The 22,740-nt window shown below is 34.5% G+C and carries 19 protein-coding genes; 12 read left to right on the top strand and 7 right to left on the bottom strand.

Annotated features, from left to right (window positions below; all coding sequences use genetic code 11):
- Window positions 1–5: 5 nt before the first annotated feature.
- From nuoF to J7E44_RS09250, 11 genes are all read left to right on the top strand, one after another.
- Window positions 6–1,364, top strand: coding sequence for an NADH-quinone oxidoreductase subunit NuoF (gene nuoF / locus J7E44_RS09300; RefSeq protein WP_214828426.1), 1,359 nt, complete (start codon window positions 6–8; stop codon window positions 1,362–1,364).
- A gap of 5 nt (window positions 1,365–1,369) precedes the next feature.
- Window positions 1,370–2,260: a hypothetical protein gene (locus tag J7E44_RS09295; protein ID WP_214828411.1), complete on the top strand. Its 891-nt coding sequence runs from the start codon at window positions 1,370–1,372 to the stop codon at window positions 2,258–2,260.
- Window positions 2,261–2,303: 43 nt separating this feature from the next.
- Entirely contained in the window at window positions 2,304–3,302 is a 999-nt protein-coding gene (locus J7E44_RS09290; RefSeq protein ID WP_214828396.1) for an NADH-quinone oxidoreductase subunit G, read from the top strand.
- An 88-nt stretch (window positions 3,303–3,390) separates the two neighbouring features.
- The gene (gene nuoH / locus J7E44_RS09285) at window positions 3,391–4,452 is read left to right on the top strand and encodes an NADH-quinone oxidoreductase subunit NuoH (protein ID WP_214828393.1); all 1,062 of its coding nucleotides are present in this window, start codon (window positions 3,391–3,393) and stop codon (window positions 4,450–4,452) included.
- A gap of 60 nt (window positions 4,453–4,512) precedes the next feature.
- A complete protein-coding gene (locus J7E44_RS09280) occupies window positions 4,513–5,070 on the top strand; it encodes a NuoI/complex I 23 kDa subunit family protein (protein WP_089029007.1) in 558 nt (185 codons plus the stop codon).
- A complete protein-coding gene (locus tag J7E44_RS09275) occupies window positions 5,070–5,567 on the top strand; it encodes an NADH-quinone oxidoreductase subunit J family protein (RefSeq protein ID WP_214828390.1) in 498 nt (165 codons plus the stop codon). Before J7E44_RS09280 ends, J7E44_RS09275 begins: the two co-directional genes overlap by 1 nt.
- Window positions 5,568–5,571: 4 nt before the next feature.
- Window positions 5,572–5,901, top strand: coding sequence for an NADH-quinone oxidoreductase subunit NuoK (gene nuoK / locus J7E44_RS09270; RefSeq protein WP_214828387.1), 330 nt, complete (start codon window positions 5,572–5,574; stop codon window positions 5,899–5,901).
- Window positions 5,902–5,904: 3 nt separating this feature from the next.
- Window positions 5,905–7,818 (top strand): NADH-quinone oxidoreductase subunit L, encoded by a 1,914-nt coding sequence (gene nuoL / locus J7E44_RS09265; protein WP_214828384.1) that lies wholly within the window; start codon window positions 5,905–5,907, stop codon window positions 7,816–7,818.
- Window positions 7,818–9,311 carry a complex I subunit 4 family protein gene (locus tag J7E44_RS09260; RefSeq protein ID WP_214828381.1) on the top strand — a complete coding sequence of 498 codons (1,494 nt, stop codon included), beginning with the start codon at window positions 7,818–7,820 and terminating at the stop codon, window positions 9,309–9,311. The genes nuoL and J7E44_RS09260 overlap by 1 nt, the downstream gene beginning before the upstream one ends.
- A gap of 16 nt (window positions 9,312–9,327) precedes the next feature.
- Entirely contained in the window at window positions 9,328–10,707 is a 1,380-nt protein-coding gene (locus J7E44_RS09255) for an NADH-quinone oxidoreductase subunit N (RefSeq protein ID WP_214828378.1), read from the top strand.
- Window positions 10,708–10,781: 74 nt separating this feature from the next.
- Window positions 10,782–13,082, top strand: coding sequence for a GAF domain-containing protein (locus J7E44_RS09250; protein WP_214828375.1), 2,301 nt, complete (start codon window positions 10,782–10,784; stop codon window positions 13,080–13,082).
- A gap of 4 nt (window positions 13,083–13,086) precedes the next feature.
- Here the strand turns inward: J7E44_RS09250 and J7E44_RS09245 are convergent, their stop codons facing one another.
- Window positions 13,087–14,010: a bestrophin family protein gene (locus J7E44_RS09245; RefSeq protein WP_214828372.1), complete on the bottom strand. Its 924-nt coding sequence runs from the start codon at window positions 14,008–14,010 to the stop codon at window positions 13,087–13,089.
- 19 nt (window positions 14,011–14,029) lie between these two features.
- A complete protein-coding gene (locus J7E44_RS09240; protein WP_214828369.1) occupies window positions 14,030–15,214 on the bottom strand; it encodes a Pycsar system effector family protein in 1,185 nt (394 codons plus the stop codon).
- Window positions 15,215–15,240: 26 nt separating this feature from the next.
- On the opposite strand from J7E44_RS09240, the gene J7E44_RS09235 reads away from it, so the two are divergent.
- Window positions 15,241–18,957 carry a metallophosphoesterase gene (locus tag J7E44_RS09235; protein WP_214828366.1) on the top strand — a complete coding sequence of 1,239 codons (3,717 nt, stop codon included), beginning with the start codon at window positions 15,241–15,243 and terminating at the stop codon, window positions 18,955–18,957.
- An 87-nt stretch (window positions 18,958–19,044) separates the two neighbouring features.
- Here the strand turns inward: J7E44_RS09235 and J7E44_RS09230 are convergent, their stop codons facing one another.
- The 5 genes from J7E44_RS09230 to ruvX all read right to left on the bottom strand — a co-directional run bounded on the left by J7E44_RS09230 (window position 19,045) and on the right by ruvX (window position 22,644).
- Window positions 19,045–19,923 carry a hypothetical protein gene (locus J7E44_RS09230; protein ID WP_251040534.1) on the bottom strand — a complete coding sequence of 293 codons (879 nt, stop codon included), beginning with the start codon at window positions 19,921–19,923 and terminating at the stop codon, window positions 19,045–19,047.
- On the bottom strand, window positions 19,923–20,696 hold the full coding sequence (gene mazG, locus J7E44_RS09225) for a nucleoside triphosphate pyrophosphohydrolase (RefSeq protein ID WP_214828363.1): 774 nt from the start codon (window positions 20,694–20,696) through the stop codon (window positions 19,923–19,925). Before mazG ends, J7E44_RS09230 begins: the two co-directional genes overlap by 1 nt.
- Window positions 20,697–21,011: 315 nt before the next feature.
- On the bottom strand, window positions 21,012–21,578 hold the full coding sequence (locus tag J7E44_RS09220) for a DUF5606 family protein (protein WP_214828360.1): 567 nt from the start codon (window positions 21,576–21,578) through the stop codon (window positions 21,012–21,014).
- 80 nt (window positions 21,579–21,658) lie between these two features.
- Complete coding sequence (def, locus tag J7E44_RS09215) at window positions 21,659–22,231, bottom strand: peptide deformylase (RefSeq protein WP_214828357.1); 573 nt, start codon at window positions 22,229–22,231, stop codon at window positions 21,659–21,661.
- Window positions 22,228–22,644, bottom strand: a complete 417-nt coding sequence (gene ruvX, locus J7E44_RS09210) for a Holliday junction resolvase RuvX (RefSeq protein WP_214828354.1) — start codon at window positions 22,642–22,644, stop codon at window positions 22,228–22,230. Before ruvX ends, def begins: the two co-directional genes overlap by 4 nt.
- Window positions 22,645–22,740 lie beyond the last annotated feature (96 nt).

The raw sequence follows: 22,740 nt of genomic DNA, 5'->3' as shown, positions 1-22,740 counted from the left end.
ATACAATGAGTAAAAAACTTTTACTTAAAGACGCACATATAGAAGGTATTCGCTATTTCGAGACTTACCGTAAACAGGGAGGTTATGAAGCAGCAGAAAAAGCCTTGAAGATGACACCCGATGAGATTTTAGAAGAAGTAAAAACTTCAGGACTTCGTGGTCGTGGTGGTGCAGGGTTTCCTACAGGTATGAAATGGAGCTTTCTGGCAAAACCGGAAGGTGTTCCAAGACACCTGGTAGTAAATGCAGATGAATCTGAACCAGGAACTTTTAAAGACAGATATTTAATGGAATTTCTTCCTCATTTATTGATCGAAGGAATGCTTATTTCATCTTTCTGTTTAGGCTCTAATGTTTCTTATATCTACATCCGTGGAGAATATTCATGGATTCCGGATATTTTAGAAGAAGCTATTGAAGAAGCTAAAGCCGCTGGTTTTTTAGGTAAGAATATTCTTGGAACCGGTTTCGATTGTGAAATTTATGTTCAAAGAGGTGGTGGAGCTTATATTTGTGGTGAAGAAACCGCATTGCTTGAATCTCTTGAAGGTAAAAGAGGAAATCCAAGATTAAAACCGCCATTCCCTGCTGTAAAAGGACTTTGGGAAAGACCAACAGTGGTAAATAACGTTGAATCTATCGCAGCAGTAGTTCCAATCATTAATATTACAGGAGCTGAATTTGCAAAAATAGGTGTTGGAAGATCCACAGGGACAAAGTTGATTTCTGCATGCGGAAATATCAACAAACCTGGAGTATATGAAATTGATATGACGATTACCGTTGAAGAATTCATTTATTCAGATGAATATTGCGGTGGTATTCCAAACGGAAAGAAATTAAAAGCCTGTATTCCAGGTGGAAGTTCTGTTCCAATCGTTCCTGCAAATCTATTATTAAGAACAGTAAACGGAGAACCAAGATACATGAACTATGAATCATTAGCGGATGGTGGCTTTGCTACCGGAACAATGATGGGTTCAGGAGGTTTCATAGTTTTAGACGAAGATCAGTGTATCGTAGAACATACCATGACTTTAGCGAGATTCTATAATCACGAAAGTTGCGGACAGTGTACACCTTGTCGTGAAGGAACGGGATGGATGTATAAAATTTTAAAGAAGATTGAAAACGGACAAGGAAAAATGGAAGACATTGATTTACTTTGGGACATCCAGAGAAAAATTGAAGGTAACACGATCTGTCCTTTAGGTGATGCAGCGGCTTGGCCTGTTGCAGCAGCCATACGCCACTTCAGAGATGAATTTGAATGGCACATAAAAAATCCTGAGTTATGTTTAACTCAAAATTATGGATTGGCTAATTATGCAGATCCTATTCCTGCTGTTGAAAATAATGCGTAATTACAATGAAAAAGTTATTAGTTGTTAGTTTGGTTATCTCAAATCTTGTGTTTGCACAGAAAACTAAAAATGACTCTTTAGAATATCAATCCGATTATTTACCTACCGTAGGTCCGGCATCTATTAAGAAGAAAGAAAAACCTTTACCTTTAAGCAAAAAAGGTCAGATGTTCATTTTTTATGGTTGGAACAGGGGCGCTTTTAGTAATTCTGACATCCATTTCACAGGAAACGGTTATGATTTTCAGTTGAATAATGTAGCTGCCAGAGATAAACAGACAAAGTTCGGAATCGTTTATTTTGATCCAAGCTGGTTTACAGTAACACAGTATAACTTCAGACTCGGATATTTTATAAAAGATAACCTTGCTATTGTTTTAGGGATCGATCATATGAAGTATGTAATGAAACAAAATCAAACGGTTGATTTTTCAGGAACAATTTCAGATCCTAAATATGCAGGAATGGTACATAATGGACAGGTAGATTTATCTGATACGCAGTTTCTTACTTTCGAGCATACAGATGGACTTAATTATGAAAATTTAGGTATTGAGAAATACAAAAATCTTATTCATAAAAAAAATATAGATTTAGTGTGGTCTTATGGAGCAGGAATCGGAGTAATGTTTCCTAAAAGTAACATAAAGCTTTTTGGAAATGAAAGAAGTGACCGATTTCATGTTGCCGGTATGGGGACCGATCTTAGATCCAGCCTTAACTTAGTTTTCTGGAAAAACTGGATGATTAGGGCAGAAGCTAAAGCTGGATATATCAATATGTGGGATATTAAAACCACATTGAATAATAAACCGGATAAAGCCAGACAGGATTTTGTTTTCGGGCAGGTTCTTGCAGGGATCGGGTATACATTTAACACGAAGAAGTATAATTAAAATATAGCTTAACGCCTTAAAAGCATAAGCGAAAGCATAGAATATGAGCGAAGAGGTTAAAAAATTCAAAATAACTATAGACGGACAGACTGCTGAAGTTTTGCCTGGGACTTCTATTTTGGAAGCTGCCAGACAAATTGGTGGAAAATCTGTACCTCCTGCAATGTGCTACTATAGCAAATTGGAAACCAGTGGAGGGAGATGTAGAACTTGCTTAGTAGAAGTTTCTAAAGGATCTGAAGCGGATCCCCGTCCTATGCCAAAATTAGTGGCAAGTTGCAGAACTAATGTAATGGATGGGATGGAAGTAAAAAATCTTACTTCTGATAAAGCTCAGGAAGGTAGAAAGGCGGTTACCGAGTTTTTATTGGTAAACCACCCGCTAGACTGTCCAATTTGTGATCAGGCCGGAGAATGTCATCTTCAGGATCTTGGTTATGAACATGGTGTTGTAGGTACAAGAACCGAATTTGAAAGAAATACATACGAAGCAGATGACCTAGGTCCTAATATTAAGCTGAATATGAACCGTTGTATTCTTTGTGCAAGATGTGTACTTACGGCTAATCAACTTACCAACACAAGAGAACACGGTATTCTTTTCAGAGGAGATCATGCTGAAATTTCAACATATCTAAATAAAGCATTGGATAATGATTACATCGGAAACATTATTGATGTTTGTCCTGTAGGTGCTTTAACAGACAGAACAGCTCGTTTTGCAAGCAGAGTTTGGTTTACAAGTCCTATGAATGCAACATGTAAATGTGATAAGTGTTCAGGAAAAGCTGTTGTTTGGATGAAGGGAGATGAAGTGGTAAGAGTTACAGCAAGAAAAGACCAGTGGGGAGAAGTTGAAGAATTTATCTGTGATACTTGTCGTTTCGAAAGAAAAGAATTGAAAGACTGGAATATTGAAGGTCCTAGACATATCGACAGACATTCAGTGATTTCACTTAACCATTATGAGAAGCCTAAGGATGAGCTAAGAGTTTTAGACAATCCAATGGCAAAGGAAATCAGCGAAAAAGACGAAAAATAATTTTAATAAGATATCGGATTTCAGATATTAGACAGCAGACTTTCTCAACTCTAATAGCTAACTTTTCATATCTAACATCTAATAAAAAATGGATTTAATTACATTTAAATTGATACTTGTACTAGCGCTCTTCTTGCTTTCATTAACGATAGCAGCCTACTCTACCTGGGCAGAAAGAAAAGTTGCTTCTATCATGCAGGATAGAATTGGACCAAACAGAGCCGGTCCTTTCGGATTACTGCAACCTCTTGCTGACGGTGGAAAATTTTTCTTTAAAGAAGACTTTACACCTGCCAATGCTGAAAAGTTTCTTTTCGTATTAGGACCAGCATTAGTAATGTTCATTTCTTTGATCACAGGAGCAGTTATTCCTTGGGGTAAAAGCTTAAATATTGGCGGAATGTCTTATGATCTTCAGGTTGCCAATATTGACGTTGGGGTACTTTTCATTATTGGAATGGCTTCCATTGGTGTTTACGGAATCATGATCGGAGGTTGGGCTTCGAATAATAAATATTCATTATTAGGTGCTATCCGTGCTTCTTCACAGATGATCTCTTATGAATTGGCAATGGGATTGGCTTTACTTTCTATCATTATGATGACAGGAAGTTTAGATTTAAAAGCAATTACTGAAACACAGACTACAGGAAAACTGTGGGGGCTTATTCATATTGATGGGATGAACTGGAATATTTTCTATCAGCCTTTAGCCTTCCTTATTTTCATGGTTGCTGCGTTAGCAGAAACAAACAGACACCCTTTCGATTTACCTGAATGTGAATCTGAATTGGTAACAGGATACTCTACGGAATATTCTTCAATGAAGTTGGGTTTATACATGTTTGGAGAATATGTAAACATGTTTATCTCAAATGCGTTTATGGTTGTTCTTTTCTTTGGAGGCTATAACTATCCGGGAATTGAGTGGGTAACGCAAAACTGGGGTGAAAATATTGCCGGAATCCTAAGTATTGTAGCATTTTTATCTAAAACGATAATTGGAATTCTGATCTTTATGTGGATCAGATGGACACTTCCAAGATTTAGATATGATCAATTAATGCATTTAGGTTGGAAAACATTAATTCCATTGGCAGTTTTAAACCTTGTTATTACCGGAGCTTTAATTTTAGCATTCGGACATTAGAATAGATAAGAATATATTTTTAATGCTGAATACAACTTCAGCCTAAAAAAATTACAATAAATGAAACTTACTAACAGATCAAAAGTTGTTTCTAATAAAGAAATGACCCTTGCTGAGAAAATCTACCTACCAGCGATTTTCAAAGGTATGGGGATTACATTCAAGCACGCTGTAAGAACCGTAGTAAAAGGTGCTCCTGCAGTGTATTCGTATCCAGAAGTACAAAAACCAAGAGCTCAGGTTTGGCGTGGTCAGCATGTCCTGAAAAGAGATGAGGAAGGAAGGGAAAGATGTACAGCTTGTGGATTGTGTGCTGTTGCTTGTCCTGCAGAAGCAATTACAATGACTGCTTCTGAAAGAACAAAAGAAGAAAAAGGTCTTTACAGAGAAGAGAAATATGCTTCAGTATATGAAATCAATATGCTAAGATGTATTTTCTGTGGTATGTGTGAAGAAGCTTGTCCTAAATCTGCTATCTATCTTACAGACAGATTAGTGGATGTAGAGACCAACAGAGGTTCTTTTATCTACGGAAAAGATAAATTAGTTGAAAAGATAAATGAAAGGATTGACATCACAGCAAGACAATCCGAGAAACAAAAAAATGCGGTAAAATAATGGATCAGTTTTTATTTTTCTTGGTGGCTTTTTTAGCAGTGGCTAGTGCAGTATACTTTGTATTTGCAAAAAATCCTTTGTATGCTATTTTGTCATTAATTGTTACAATGTTTTCAATTGCCGGAATGTATATTCTTCTGAATGCCCAGTTCCTTGCAATTATTCAGATCATCGTTTATGCCGGAGCGATCATGGTATTATTCCTTTACATTCTGATGATGCTTAATCTTAATAAAGAAGACGAAAGTAAAAAGAACAATACTTTAAAATTCATTGGTGTTTTTACAGCAGGCCTTTTATTGATTGGTGTTTTAGGGGTATTCAGAGGAGTACAGAGCAAATATGTTGTAGTAGAGAATGTAGACAGAGGAGTTGGTCTTACTAAAAATCTGGGTAAACTTTTGTTTAATGAATATGTTTTACCGTTTGAGCTTGCTTCCATCCTAATTTTGGCAGGTATTGTAGGTGCGGTATTAATCGGTAAAAAAGATTTATAAAATTATGGGAGAAGTAAATACATTTATACAAAGCGTCCCTTTAGAGTATTTCATCATTCTTTCTTCAGTATTATTCTGTTTGGGAGTGTTGGGAGTATTGTTGAGAAAAAACGCTATTGTAATTTTGGGTTGTGTAGAGCTTATGCTAAATTCTGCAAATCTTTTATTGGCTGCTTTTTCAGCGTATAAAGGGAATAGCGATGGGCAACTTTTAGTTTTCTTCATTATGGTGGTTGCTGCTGCTGAAGTAGCAGTAGGATTAGCAATTATTGCTATGCTATATAGAAATACCCGTTCTGTAGATGTGAGTATATTTAATAAATTAAGAGGATAAAGAATGGAAAATTTAGTGTATGCAATAATACTTTTACCACTTTTAGGCTTTCTTATTAACGGTTTATTCGGGAAAAATCTTCCAAAAATTTTGGTTGGAGGATTAGCAACTGCAGCGGTTTTCGGATCTTTCTGTATTGCGGTAAGTATTTTTATGAGTTTTAATTCTGAAAGTCAACCCATAATCGTAAAAGCTTTTGAATGGTTTAGAGTAAATGGAGTTCAGGTAAACTTTGGTTTCCAGATCGATCAGTTGTCTTTAATGATGATCATGATCATTACAGGTATCGGATCATTGATCCACTTGTACTCTATCGGATATATGAGCCACGATAAAGGTTTCTATAAGTTCTTTACTTATCTGAATCTTTTCATCTTCTCTATGTTACTTTTAGTAATGGGAAGCAATTACCTTATCTTGTTCATCGGATGGGAAGGGGTAGGTTTATGTTCTTATTTATTAATTGGATTCTGGTTCACAAATGAAGAATATGGTAAAGCTGCAAGAAAAGCATTTATCATGAACAGAATTGGTGACCTTGGTTTATTGATCGGTATTTTCATGATCGCTTCTCAGACCAACGCTATTGATTTCCTTTCAGTAGCTCAAAATTCTTCAAAATTTGAATTGGACGGAACTGTAATTATCTTTATTACGGCGAGTTTATTTATCGGTGCTACCGGTAAGTCTGCTCAGGTTCCTTTATATACATGGTTACCGGATGCAATGGCTGGTCCAACTCCTGTTTCTGCATTAATTCACGCAGCAACGATGGTAACAGCGGGGATCTATTTGGTAGTAAGATCTAACTTCTTATTTACTTTAGCTCCTACCGTTCAGAATGGCATCTTATTAATCGGATTCTTAACAGCAGCATTAGCGGGTTTCTATGCACTTCGTCAAAACGACATCAAAAAGGTATTGGCTTATTCCACAGTTTCTCAACTTGGATTTATGTTCATTGCTTTAGGATTAGGAGCATATACAACAGCAATGTTCCATGTAATGACACACGCTTTCTTTAAAGCCTTATTATTCTTAGGTGCTGGTTCTGTGATCCATGCTATGAGCAATGAGCAGGATATGCGTTTTATGGGTGGACTGAAAAAAGTAATTCCTATTACCCATGCTACATTCCTTATCGGAACATTGGCAATCTCAGGATTTCCATTACTTTCAGGGATGATCTCTAAAGATGAAATTTTAGTTGCAGCATTTGCAAAAAATCCTGTATACTGGGTAATGCTATTTATTCTAGCTGCCATTACAGCAACCTATATGTTCAGATTGTACTATTTAACATTCCATGGAGAGTTCAGAGGTACTGAAGAGCAGAAACATCACTTACACGAAAGCCCAATGAACATGACATTACCGTTGGTTGTATTGGCTATACTTTCTGTAATCGGAGGTTTCATCAACTTACCTCACTTTATTGGTCACGGTCATTATGCAAAATTAATGGAGTGGTTAAAACCGGTTCTTACGGAGGAAAGTTTCAAACAAATGGAAGCAACGCTTTCAGGTGTTGATTTTAATACAGAAATGATACTTTTAGCAGCAACAGTGGTTATGTTCTTCACGGTTTGGTTCATTGTTAAAAATACTTATGTAAATAAGAAAAAGATGGCTTTACCCGAACAGAATTATACAGGCTGGGAAAAGCTTTCTGCTAAGAAATTATATATTGACGAACTTTACAATGCATTAATTGTAAAAACTGTTGAAGGATTAGGACGTGGGGGTAAAATGTTTGATAAGGGTGTTCTAGATCGTTTTGTAGACTTCGTAGGCGAAGGTGCTGAAGATAGTGGAAGATCTATGAAACGTATTCAAAACGGAAATGTTGAGACATACATTCTTATCATGTCTTTAGCTGTGGGAATTATACTGATTGTTAACTTTATATTACAATAATGTCTGGTTTATTATTAACATTATTACTATTACCTCTAGTAGGTTCGGGATTAGTTTTTGCTTGGAAAGATAAATCCAGCAAATATTTGGCGCTAGGAATCGCATTGGTACAAATGCTTCTTACATTTTATATACTTTCGGATTTTGATTTTACTCCGACAGTAGATAGTGTATTACAGCATGAGATCAATTATCCTTGGTCACAATTTATCAAAAGCTCTCTTCATTTCGGCATTGACGGAATGAGTATGCTTCTTCTATTGTTGACCAATATTCTATCGCCTATAATTATTTTATCTTCTTTTAATGAAAATATAAACTACAGAAATTCATTCTATGGTCTTATCCTGTTGATGCAGTTCGGACTTGTAGGCGTTTTTACATCTTTAGACGGTTTATTATTCTATATTTTCTGGGAAGTAACTTTGATTCCGATCTGGTTTATTGCCGGACTTTGGGGTCAGGAAAATAAAAGATTTGAATTTACAACGAAGTTTTTCGTATATACATTTGTAGGATCGCTATTCATGTTGGCAGGATTGATTTATGTTTATAATCACTCTGCGTCATTTGCTTTAACAGATCTATACAATGCTTCACTTAATGAGACTCAGCAAACAGTAGTGTTTTGGTTTATCTTCTTTGCATTTGCAGTGAAATTACCAATCTTTCCATTTCATACCTGGCAGCCTGATACCTATACTTACTCTCCTACTCAGGGATCGATGTTGTTATCCGGAATCATGCTGAAAATGGCAGTCTATGGTGTTATCCGCTACTTGTTGCCAATTACCCCAATTCCTATTATGGGAATCTCAGGGCAGATTGTAATTATTCTGGCAATCGTTGGTATCCTCCATGGTGCACTGATTGCGATCATCCAGAATGATATGAAGAGAATTATTGCTTATTCATCTTTCTCTCACGTTGGATTAATGGTTGCAGGTATTTTTGCTTCAGCAGTTGTTACGCTAAGAGGAACCTTTACTACGGAAGGTGCAGAAGGTGCATTAGTGCAGACTTTTGCTCACGGTATTAATGTGGTCGGTTTATTCTACTGTGCAGATATTTTATATAAGAGATTTAAATCAAGAGATATAAGACAAATGGGAGGTTTAGCGAAAGTGGCTCCAAAATTTGCGGTATTATTCTTACTAATTTTGTTAGGTTCAATGGGAGTTCCATTAACTAATGGATTTATCGGAGAATTTATTTTGATTAAATCTATTTTCGATTTCAACGTATTAGCTTCTATTATTGCTGGTTTAACAATAATTCTTTCTGCAGTTTACTTATTGAGATTCTACGGAAAAGCAATGTTTGGGAAAGGAGATGAAGCAATATTAAGTACAGCAAAAGATCTATCAGGCGTAGAGTTTTCTGTATTAGCTAGTTTAGCGGTTTTTGTGATTGTACTTGGTATCTTTCCTCAACCGGTAATCGAAATGGTGAGTAGTTCGTTAAAGTTTATCTACCAATCAATGGTTAGTTAATTTGATATTTTAAGAAATGAGTGTTTTAATTATTGTTTTCCTAACGGCAGTTGCTGCGTTATTTTCAGGAGTTTTTGAACAAGGGAAATTCGCAAGATACATTGGGATTTTGGGGTTAATCATTGCATTATATGTTAGCTTCCTTCCTGAATGTTCATTTTTTGAGCATTACAGACACATGTATGAATATGGCTCTAATACTGCTCTATTCACAAAAATCTCAATTGTAACTACTTTACTATTGTTCTTTCTTGGAGGTTTTGCATTCAGCAACCATAGAAGCCATCAGTCCGAATTATATGCATTAATGCTATTCGCACTTTGTGGTGGTATTATTCTTTTTGGATTCCAGAATTTAGTGACCCTATTCTTAGGTATTGAAATTCTTTCTATTCCATTATATGTAATGGCTGGTGCTAATAAAACTGATCTGAGATCAAACGAAGCTTCGATAAAATATTTCCTGATGGGTGCATTTGCGACCGGATTCTTATTATTCGGTATCACATTCATTTATGGTAGTGCAGGAACTTTCGATCTATATAAAATTCATGACTTTGGGGCTGCTAATCCTAAAAATGTAATGTTCATCTTAGGAGTGATCCTTATGTTGTGTGCATTAGCATTTAAAGTGGCTTTAGCACCTTTCCACATGTGGAGCCCGGATGTATATTATGGTTCTCCTTCATTGATCACTGCTTTTATGGCAAGTGTTGTAAAGATCTCTGGATTTTTTGCATTCTTCAGATTGATGACGATAGGCTTTGCCGGAGTTACTCACGAATGGATCAATGTACTAGGTGTATTCCTGATCATCACTTTGCTTTTAGCGAATGTAATGGGTCTTGCACAGACCAACGTAAAGAGAATGTTAGCTTATTCATCCGTTTCTCATGCAGGATATATCGGATTGGTTTTCTTTGGAATGACAAGCCTTTCTACTTATAACCTTGCTTTTTACCTATTTGCTTACTCACTATCTACTGTTGGGGTATTTATGTGTCTGATATGGGTAGAAAAATTAAAAAGAGAAACATCTTTTGGAGCTTTCAAAGGATTGGCAAAATCCGAACCTCTTTTAGCAACTGTTGCTGCAATCTCTATGCTTTCAATGGCAGGAGTTCCTTTAACAGCTGGTTTTATGGGTAAATTTGCCCTATTCTCTCAGGCAATGAATGGAGCAGCATTCTTAGTATTGGTAGCTGTTTTAGGTTCTGCAGTTTCAATTGCCTATTACCTGAGATTAATTATTGCGATGTTCTTCTTTAAAGAAACAACATTCAAAACTTCAGAAAAAGTTACACTCACCTATAATATTGTTGCTGTAGTTATCATTGCTTCAATTGTTATTTTAGGTGTTTTCCCGGACATGTTTGCTAAACAGTTTGGTTTGTAAGAATCAACATAAAAATATAAAAGCACAACATAAAGTTGTGCTTTTTTTATAACTTTACTTTATAATTTTCAGCATTGTCAAATCTTTACAAAAAAGACGCCCCGTTCCAGGTTATCATATCATTCAAAAAATATTTGGATGTTCTTGAACATATTAAATACAATGACCGATTGGAGTACCGGGTAAATTATGCAGAGTCTCTAATTGACAAAACAAAAAAATTCCAGGAGCTTAAAGATGGTTTCCAGGATGTTTCATTATTGGAAAAACATGAAGAACTTATCCGGCTTTTGCTGGCAGATTTATTTCCAACGGGCTTAACAAATAATGAAATAAAAGCGGCAAGTATTCCACTTTCTAAAGTTACTTTTAATTATACAGAAAGGTTTAAAGACATTCTTAAAGATGCCGGAAAGGACTTTGAAATAGAGCTTAGAAATATTGGTGACGATGAATTTTATGTATTCTGTTGCTGTTTGATTGTACAGAGTTATTTTAAAAAAGATATTAGAAGTACGATGCCTTTGTATTATGATATTCCTAATAAACAGGGAATCATAAAGCATTATAAGATAACTGTTAATTCGGATTTTACCGATATTTATCCAACCCAAAAGGCTCAAATACCGACTGATGATATTTTGGACATGTTACTGGAAAATTTAGATGATTTCAGACTTTGGAAAAAATATTTCCCTCCAAAATCATGGATTCTGAAGGGATTCACCATTGTTTCATTGGTAGATTGTACAACGGAAGTTGCATTATCGGATCTCAAATCCAGCATGATACAAATAGATCCTGAAAACCTGGCACCAGATGAAAATTTAATTGAGATCTTTAAATCTTATTTTGATGTTGCCCAACTAAATTTCGGATTAATGCTTTTTAACAAAAAAGATCAGAGATTGGATAAAATTCCTATATATGAAAATCTTTTTACCAATCATATTCTTGATTTCTGGATTAATACTTTTGATGAAGAAACCCGGAAGAATACTTTTGAAAATTTAAATAATAATTCAAAAGCAATTGTTATTTCGAACGTTGATAAAATGGAGCAGGAAATAAAGAATCAACCTTCTTTCAGTATTCTAAAAGAAAATAATATCAACAGTTTCATGGTAATTCCAATTATGAAAGATAATGAATTACTGGCAATCATGGAATTTACCTCTCCAATTCCAAACAGTTTGAATGGATTAAAGCTAAAAAAACTTGTGTTTTTTACTGAAATGATTCTTTTCTCTCTCAATAGATTTAGTTTCGAAAAGAATTATCAGATAGAAGCCATTATTCAGCGTGAATATACCTCTATTCATGACAGTGTGGTATGGAAGTTCAGAAATGAAGCCGAAAAGTATTTCAATGCTTCTCTGGCAAAAAAAATATATACTTTAAAACAGATTTCATTTAAAAATCTCACCCCATTATTTGGTTTCTCGGATATCCGTTCTTCATCAGAAAAAAGGTTTAATCTGATGCTTGAAGATCTAAATAGACAAATAGACTGCCTTCATGATATTTTCTCTGTGATCAATTCAGATTCCGAGAAATATTTATTGGCTTTGGAAATTTTTGAAAATGAACTCAATAATGAAATAAAAGCGGATACGGAACAACGTTTTCAAAGACTATTACGTGATGAAATTCATCCTTATCTGCAAGGTAAACTGGAAGTAAGAACAACTAAGGAGATAAAAAAACAAATTTCAGACTATTTCGGACAGGTTTTTACCCAAACTGATCTGTTTTATAACAGCAGAAAAAGTCTGGACGACTCTATTACCTTAATCAACAGAAAACTCGCAGATATGCTTGATGAAAGTCAGGCTAAAGCGCAGTTGATCTTTCCTCATTATTATGAAAGATTTAAATCAGATGGTGTGGAGCATAATTTATTTATTGGTCCTAATATCTCTCCGGACCTTCATTATACATCAAAAGTAGTTCACCAGCTTAGATATTGGCAATTGAAAACCATCTGCAGAATGGAACAGGAAATTCAAACCTTTAAAAAGGATCTTCCCATCCCACTGGATATTGCCTCATTAATTTTTGTCTACAATGAAAAAATAGATATCCGCTTCCGAATGGATGAAAAGCGTTTCGATGTGGATGGAGCTTATAATTCTTATTATGAGATCATCAAAAAAAGAATAGACAAAGCCCATATTAAAAACTCTACTGAAAGGATAACCTGCCCTGGAAAAATCACTATCGTTTATTTTGGAATGGAAAATCAAAAAGAATATCTTCAATATATCAATAAGCTACAGAAAAAAGAAATTCTTCAGGCTGACATTGAGTTTTTAAAAGTTGAAGACCTTCAGGGAATTACAGGATTATTGGCTTTGAGGGTTTCTTTAGTTTAAAAACCTAGTCTATAAAATAAGTATCTGGCTTTTTCAATTCACCTTGAGGAATTTCAGCTTGTTCAAAAATAGAAAACTCAATCGTTCTGCAGATACTGTTCAGGGCAAGATCATTTTCTTCCTCTCCAAAAGGCTCACCTATTTCCTGAATAATAGCATCTAATGCAATAAAAGTATAACTGATTAAAAGAACAATGAGCGGCATCATCCAGCCCAGGCTGTCGACCAATCCAAATGGCAGCCAAAAACAATACAGATAAACGGTCCGATGTAATAAAACACTATAGGCAAAGGGTAAAGGGGTGTTATAGATTCGCTCACAACCTCCGGAAATATTAGAAAACTGATTCAGCTGTTGATCCATAGAGGTCATGACTATGGTATCAATATTTCCTTTTTTATTCTGTTCTTTCAGCCAATCTGCAATGAAACCCAGAATAATGCTGGGAATAAATTTCTTACCATTTAATTTTTGTTCATATTCAGGAGAAAGCAAACGGGAAAGATGCTCTGTTCCTGATTTATCCCTTAACTGATAATTTAAAGACCAGCAAAATGCCGAAATCATTTTTACAATTTCTTTTTTTTTATCCGAAGCATCCGGAGCAGAATCGTCTACCAATGATAAGACCTGTCTGGTTAATGATCTGGTTTCAATGACCAGCAATCCCCATAGTTTCCTACCTTCCCAAAAACGATCATAACTTGCTGAATTACAAAATCCCATGAAAATGGCCAAAGCCAAACCTATTAATGTAAAAATAGTAGGATTGAGATGTACCTTATAATCATATATTTTACCCTTAAAAAGGTAGACTCCAATTGAAAACAAAGTAATAGCTACCAGCTGAACAATGATCTTCTTCAACACTGAACCCCGCCATATAAATAACATCTTCAGCCAATTTGTACGCTGTCTTACAATCATATTCAGCTAGATTTAATAATTAGAGCGTAAGAAATGCAAATGCAAAAGAAAGTACAGAAATAATGATTCCTGCCATAAAGATCTGGTACGTAATTGATAATAGTTTGTATTTTCTATCCAATACTTTTCCAAGATAATATAGATCTTTTACCATAGAATCATAGATGTAGTCCCTATCTTTAATAAGATCCCGCATTGCATTATGATAATCATCAAATATCATCTGATGGAAGTTACCAAAGAATAAAAGATTTACCTTCCTGTTTTCAACATCCTGATTCGTAAATTTAGTTTTTGTAACATTGGGTTTTGTAGATAAGATGGCAAAAATAATTGTCATAACACTTGATATCAGCAAAACAAAACTTGGAATGATAAGGTGAGCATTTTTGGGAGTATCCAATTTGGGAACCAATACCGAAAGGCAGACAGAAATGATAATTGCATTTACGGAAAGTAAGATATTCGCTTTACTGTCAGCAATATCACTTAGTCTGGTATGGTTATTCAATGTTACTCTGAATAATGTATCTACACTTCTATCTGATTTTGGTTCTTTCTTACTATCAGAATTCTCTTTTTTATCATCTTTTTTATCATCCTTTTTTTCTTCCTCTTTTTCCAACTTCTTTTCTATTTTCTTGATGTTCTTCTTTTTTAAAGGATCCCAGTTTTCTTTTGCATAATCTGTATAGTAATGATGTTTATTTTTCAACATATCCAAATTTCCTGCATTCCATTCGTCATTGGAAAAGCATCTTACATTAGTAAGTTCCCACTCTTTCCTTAAAGCATCAGAAATATCATTGTAATCATGACTGGCAAAATGGCTGCAATCTGCATCTTTAGCTATCTTTTCCAATAGATTCTGAGGCTCATAATTAATCTTTGTCGCTAAAATCAATTTAGAAATATCCTCAATATAATTTTCCGGGTAATTTTCATTTGCAAGAAAATTTTTCATAATCTCAACACCCTTCTCCTCATGATTTTGAGCACAATCTATATAGCCCGTATCGTGAAACCAAAGCGCCAATATCACTTTCTCCTGGTCTTCTTTAGAGACTGGAGTATTCTTCATTATTTCTTCGGCTTTATTGACTGTATACGTGGTATGTATAAAATTATGATAGAAATATACCGAAGATAACTTATCTTTGAATAAGCTTTCAACATAATTTTTAACTTTTTGTAAAATATCCATTCCTGAATTTTAGTTAATGTAAATTTATGAATTTATCCTTTAAAACCCATCTAAAAAAAATATCTGTTCCATTTAGATTCTTGTTGGTATCAGGACTCTTATATTCTTGTGCTACCTATAACGTAAAAAAGGGTAAAAACTTACAAGAAGTTAAAAATTCTGACGCAAAATCTGAAAATGACTTTAAAATTTTCCTAGTCGGTGATGCCGGCAATGCAGATGAAGTCCAGGCGAAAAATACATTGAGTCTCCTTAAAAGTAAATTGGATTCTGCAGACAAGAATTCCATGCTTATTTTTCTGGGTGACAATATCTACCCGTCAGGAATGCCTAAAGAGGGAGACAAAGACTATCCTTTGGCAAAAGAAAAGATGGAAAACCAACTTGCTATCACAAAAAATTTCAAAGGCAAGACATTGGTTATTCCTGGAAACCATGACTGGTATCATGGATTGGATGGTCTAAATGCCCAGGAAGAATTCGTTAAAAATTATTTAAACGACAAAAAATCCTATCTACCCAAAAATTCATGCCCAATTGATGATATCAACATCACTGATGATATCAAATTAATTGTCATTGATAGTGAATGGGTTTTGCTTAATTGGGATCAATATCCCGGCATTAATAAAAACTGTACGATCAAAACCCGTGATGATCTATTCTATGAATTTCAGGATCTGATCACGAAGAACCAGGGTAAAAGAATTATTGTTGCTCTGCACCATCCTGTCATCAGCAGTGGAACACATGCAGGCTATAATTCTGCAAGATCTCATCTTTTTCCTTTTAAAGGTAATATTCCAGCTCCTGGGATAGCAACCCTTATTAATATCTTAAGGAATACCTCAGGCGCCAGCATGGAGGACATTAATAATCAGCATTATGCTGATTTAGCCAATAGACTTAAAAGTATTGTTCAGGACAAAGAGAACGTAATTTTTGTTTCGGGACACGATCATAACCTTCAATACCACTCTGAAAGAAATATCAGACAAATTATAAGTGGTGCTGGCTCTAAAGTAGATCCTGCAACAATAGCAGAAAAAACCGATTTTTCGTATGGTGGGAATGGTTTTGCTGTTTTAAATATCAGAAAAGATCAGAGTTCTGATGTAGAATATTTTTCGACTACAAATAATCAGCTAAAAACACTATCACATATTAATGTAATTTCCAAACCGGAACCTTTCATTAATAATTATCCAAATTCTTTTCCCAGTACAATATCCTCAACTGTTTATTCTAAAAAATTAACGGAGAAAGGAAAGTTTTACAGATGGCTTTGGGGAGATCATTACAGAAAATATTATGGAATCCCTATTGAAGCAAAAACAGCTAATATTTCGACATTAGACGGTGGCTATATCCCTTTTAGAGAAGGTGGCGGAAATCAATCCAACAGCTTAAGACTTAGAGCAAAGGACGGGCAGGAATTTGTAATGCGTGGTGTAAAGAAAAGTGCAGTACGTTTTCTGAATAATATGGCTTTTAAGAAAAGTACCTTTGGTGATGAGCTCAATAATACATTCCCAGATAAGTTCTTACTTGATTTCTATACTACCAATCATCCGTTTACTCCATTTGCAGTTGGAAATATGGCTGATAAACTGAATATCTTCCATAGCAATCCAAGATTATTCTACATTCCGAAGCAACAGGCTCTGGGAGATTATAATGAACATTACGGTGACGAAATGTATATGATAGAGGAACGTTATTCTTCAGATCCTAAAACACTTCAAGCCTTTGATAATGCAACAGATATTGTTTCTACAGATGACGTTATAAAGAACTTTGGCAAAAATTACAAATATTCCGTCGACAAAGAATCCTATATCAGAGCAAGAATTTTTGATATGCTGCTAGGTGACTGGGACAGACATTCTGATCAATGGAAATGGGCGGAATATAAGGATGGCGACAAAGTAATCTACAAGCCTATTCCGAGGGATAGAGATCAGGCTTTCAGTAAATATGATGGAGCCGCATTTAAATTAATTATGAACGTTCCAGCAATCCGTCACATGAAAACCTTTAAAGAAGATATTCAGAATGTAAAATGGCTGGCTATGGAACCTTACCCGTTAGATCTGGTATTCTTAAAAGGATCTACACAGGAAGAATGGGTGACGCAGGCAAAGTATATCCAGGAACATTTGACAGATACAGATATCAATGAGGCTTTTAATAATTTACCTAAGGAGGTAAAAGATGAAACAATTAGTGATATTCAGAGAAAGCTTAAATCCAGAAAGGAAAAATTACAGGATTATGCAAGTCAATATTATGATGTACTGCAGAAAAAAGTTCCGTTAGCAGGAACAGTAAATCAAGATAAATTTGTTATTACTAAAACTGGAAATTCAGTTGAAGTTAAACAATACAAACTGGATAAGAAAGGAGAAAATCCTGAGTTGGTATTTGAAAAAACATATTACGACAACAAAACAAAAGAGCTCTGGATCTACGGGCTTGAAGACGATGACATTTATGAGGTATCGGGAGAAGGAAAGCCAAAAATGACAATCCGACTGATTGGCGGTTATAATCATGATGTATACAATGTAAGCAACGGAAGTAAGGTAAAGATCTATGATTTTAAATCTCAGAAGAATACCTACAATGCGGATACTGCTACCAAGAATATTTCCGATGATTATGATATTAATACCTACAATTATAAACATCCGAAATACAATTTCTTTGCCGGATATCCTAATGCCGATTATAATCCTGATGACGGGGTTATCATAGGAGTTTTAGCGAACTATACAGTCAATAACTTTATCCGTGCCCCATACACCCAGAAACATAGTTTAAAGGCTAATTTTTACACAAATACGGCTGGTTTTAACCTTGTCTATAAAGGAATTTTTAAAAAAGCGATTTCAGGATGGGATTTTAATATTGATGCGGCATATACAACACCGCGTTTCTCAGAAAACTTCTTCGGATTATCTAATGAAAGTGAATATGATAAAGATAATACTGAAACAAAATATAACAGAGCTAGAATCTCAAAATTCAATTTTGCACCTTCAATTTCAAAAAAGAGCTGGCTCAATCTTGAACATAAATTCCAGCTTACATTCGAAGATAATAAAGTTCAAAGAAATGGAGACCGTTTTGTAGACCAATCGCCGGATGTAAATCCTGCAGTTTTCAAAAGTCAGCAGTTTGCTGGTGCTAACTATACCTTTAGTTTCAAAAATTTTGACAATAATGCCTTTCCTACTTTAGGATTGGAATTAATTGCAAATGCGAATTGGAAAACAAATATTTCTGATTTTGATAGAAATTTTCTAACCTTAAATGGATCTTTAAATGTCCATCACCGAATTGATAAGAGAGGAAACTTTGTTTTTGCAAACTCCAGTAATGTGATGTGGATCAACAATAACAACTTTGAATTCTATCAGGCTGCCAGTATTGGTGGAAATAATGGACTGCGGGCTTTCAGGAACACAAGATTCTCAGGAAAGTCTTACTTTGCAAATAACTCTGAAATACGTTGGGATTTTGGAAGGGTAAAAAATAATATCATTCCTGCTAACATGGGTATTTTAATTGGTTATGATGTAGGTCGAGTTTGGAATGATAACGAAAACTCTGACAAATGGCATCAGGCTGCAGGTGTAGGTTTCTGGCTAAGCGTTGTTGAAATGTTCTCAGCAAGATTAAATTACTTCTATGGTTCTGATGGCGGAAGAATTTCTGCAGGAATCGGAATGAACTTTTAAGAAAAATTTTTGCTTTAAATAAATAATCCTCAGAAAATTTCTGAGGATTTCATTTTATAAAGAATTGTAATCATGTTTTTTCCTGACTTAAAAAGAAAATTTATATACATTTCCACCAATCGTTTTATCCTTTTCATCAGCAATTAATAAAGTTTTATCATCAAGAAAAACAACGGCTTCTTTTTGTGAATTGTGATTCAAAGGTATCTTCTGAATTTTCGTTGTACTAAAATCATTTTGAGTAAATCCAGTCAGTACATGAATATTTTTATGGCTCAGTAGTACAATCTGATCTTGCTTACTGTTAATGGATGCAGAAGTAATTGCAGCATCGGTATATTTTCCATTCAGCTTTAACCGCCCTATCAGTTTCGCTTCAAAGTCCCCTTCCTGATTAGGAATCTGAAAAACGAGAAAAGTGCCATCAAAACCTTTACTTCTATTCTTAGTAAAGAGATAAAAGTTTCCATTCATTTCTACAAAAGCTTCACAATCATACAGCCAGTTTGATTTCTTTGGTGGAAACTCTGTCTGTCCTTCATAATGGAAACGGGTAGTCTGGATTACTTTCGTTGTTTTTTGAGAAGTATCTTTTAAATCAATTTTCAGAATACCAAGATTTTGTCTACTATTATCATTGTTCCCAAAATCACCAATATAGATATTTCCTTTGTTGTCCTTAGTAATTTCTTCCCAGTCATTATTTTCAGCATTTTCAACAAGAACATCAGTAACCATTTTTCCCTGTCTGTCTAAACCATAAACGACATTCTTATTTCCCTGGTCTTCTATTGCCCAAATGGTCTTTTGATCCTGAGATAAGGTAATTCCTGAAACCTCCTTTAGCTTTTTAGGTAATGAAAACTCTACCTTTAAAGTATCTTCTTTAGCCTGTTCAGTTGGAGTTTTAGGATTACATCCCACTAATAATAGGGCTGTTACTGCACAAAAAATATACATTCTCATCAATTTTTATTTAACATTTTAACTTCGTCCCACAAAAGATCCATTTCTTCAAGGGACATATCTTCTAACTTCAAATTTCTTTCCAAAGCGATATTTTCCATTTTTTGAAATCTGGAAATAAACTTTAAATTGGTTCTTTCTAAAGCAGAATCAGGATTGATTCCGGAAATCCTGGCATAATTGATCAGTGAAAAAAATACATCTCCCAACTCCTGTTCTTTTTTAAGCAAATCAGTCTCAGCATGAAATTCCGCCAATTCTTCATCTACCTTCTTCCAGGCATCTTCAGCATTATGAAATTCAAAGCCAATTCCTTTCACTTTATCCTGAACCCTGTAAGCTTTTACCATACTTGGTAAACTTTTCGGAACACCGCCCAAAATGGATTTATTCCCCTCTTTTAATTTTAGTTTTTCCCAATTCTGTTTTACCTCTTCTTCATCTTTTACTTCAACATCTCCATAGATATGTGGATGGCGGAAAATAAGCTTTTCGTTTAGAGAATTAATAACATCTGCCATATCAAAGCTTTCTTTTTCAGAACCTATTTTAGCATAAAAAACCAGATGAAGCAATACATCACCCAATTCTTTTTTTATTTCCTGTAAATCTTCCTGCAAAATTGCATCCGAAAGTTCATAAGTTTCTTCAAGAGTAAGATGGCGAAGAGATTGTAAAGTCTGTTTCTGATCCCATGGGCACTTTTCACGTAGATCATCCATTATATCTAATAATCTTCCGAAGGCTTCCAGTTTTTCTTGTTTAGTATTCATAGGTAGTTGAGAATTCGAACTTATACAAATGTAAGGGTTATTTGATTCTAGTACAAAAATTAGAAGTTAGAAGTTAGAAGTTAGAAGTTAGAAGTTAGAAGTTAGAAGTTAGAAGTTAGAAGTTAGAAGTTAGAAGTTAGAAGTTAGAAGTTAGAAGTTAGAAGTTAGAAGCAAAATTACAGATTACTGAGTATGCAGAGTCTTTTCTCTTTATTCTTTGTCCTCTCTTCCCTTCTAATCATCAATAATTGTGCAAAAAAAAGCCTTGTCAGGAAAACTCTCAACAAGGCTTGATTTTATATTCGAATAAATGAATTATCCCATTTTTCTGTGTGTGCTTTTTGGAGCTGCTTTTGCTCCCGTTGAAGCTTTTACTTTAGGAGCAACTGGTTTATCAGCCTTTGGAGCTGCTTTTTTAGGAGCCTCCTTATCTGTTAAACTTACTTCTTCGTTTGGATTTGCAGGATCTAAAGTTTCAGCTTCAGCTTTCACAAAACTTTCAGGAGTAATATATCCTGCCTTGTGTAAAATGTTATACCATTGAGCTAATTTCTTGATATCAGAAGCATATACTCTCTCCGTATCATAATTAGGAAGAGACGTTCCCATAAAGTCTTTCAACTCATCATCAGTAGATTTGTGAGAAATAGTTTCCTTATAGTCATGGTTTTTAGCAATATTTTCAAAAACTTCGAACAAAGGAACCTCTTTATCAAAAGTAAACATAGCAATATTATCCAGCAAACTTACCTGACTAGAGTTTCCGATACTTACTTTTTTCTTTGTAGTTACATCTTCAATAATAAATCCGTTTCTTAACTGAGAAACTAATTTGAAAAGACCTGGTTTTCCAGAAATTGAAATTATTTTTTCTAACAACATAATTTTATTTTTTTTAATTTTAGTAATTGATGCAAGATCTATTACTGCCTATTATTTTTCTTATTTAATTATTTACACTACTATTTCGGAAATCTCATTTTGTAATTAATGCTTACATCACCCTGAGATATCTTTGTTAATTTACCTTTCACCAATTTCTTTTTTAAAGCACTTAAGTGATCCGTAAACAGCGTCCCTTCAATGTGATCATATTCATGTTGAATTACGCGGGCTCTAATATCGGAAAAAGTTTCTGTATGCTTCAAAAAATTTTCATCATAATACTCGATAAGAATCGTACTCTTTCTCTTAACATCCTCTCTTACATCAGGAATAGAAAGACATCCTTCATTAAATTTCCATTCTTCTCCGGATTCTTCAAGAATTTTAGCATTGATGAAAACCTTTTTGAAATCCCTTAATTCATCCTGAATATCTTCATAATCTTCATCTTCTGCCAAAGGAGTTACATCTATTACAAACAAGCGAATATCAAGACCAATCTGCGGAGCAGCAAGGCCAATTCCGTTTGCACTATTCATAGTATCGAACATATTATCTATAAGTTCTTGTAAATCGGGATAATTTTTGTCTATATCTTTGCCTATTTTTCTTAAAATAGGATCCCCAAAGGCTCTTATTGGTAGAATCATCTTGTTCTTTGTTCTAAAAAATTTTGCAATATAATAGTTGCACTTATCTTATCTATCAAACCTTTTTCCTGTTTCTTTTTTTTACTTTTCCCACTTTGAGAAATAAAAAATGATGCCATTTTGGAAGTAAACCTCTCATCAAAACGGAAAACGGAAATGGTTGGAAATTCTTTTTTAAATTCTTCTATGAATTTTAAAATATCAGTCTCCACTTCGGAAATATTTCCTTTTAAATCTACAGGAAGTCCGATTACTACGTCATCTACTCTATTTTCACTGAAATATTTTTTCAGAAAAACCAGTAAAAGTTTTGTTTCAACGGTCTCAAGGCCGCTTGCTATAATCTGCATATCATCCGTCGCAGCAAGGCCACAACGAGCCTTTCCATAGTCTATTGCAAGGATTTGTCCCATAGGTTTGCAAATTTAGTAAATTTTAATGATTTTATTCATAACGTAGTTTTTTTTATAAATGATGTTTCATTCCACATTTTTTTTTATAATTTTAAT

The organism is Chryseobacterium sp. ISL-6 (genome assembly GCF_018613715.1).
GTDB classification, from domain to species: Bacteria; Bacteroidota; Bacteroidia; order Flavobacteriales; family Weeksellaceae; genus Chryseobacterium; species Chryseobacterium paludis.
The sequence above is the reverse complement of the archived record's forward strand: the minus strand, read 5'-3'. Positions and strand labels throughout refer to the sequence as shown.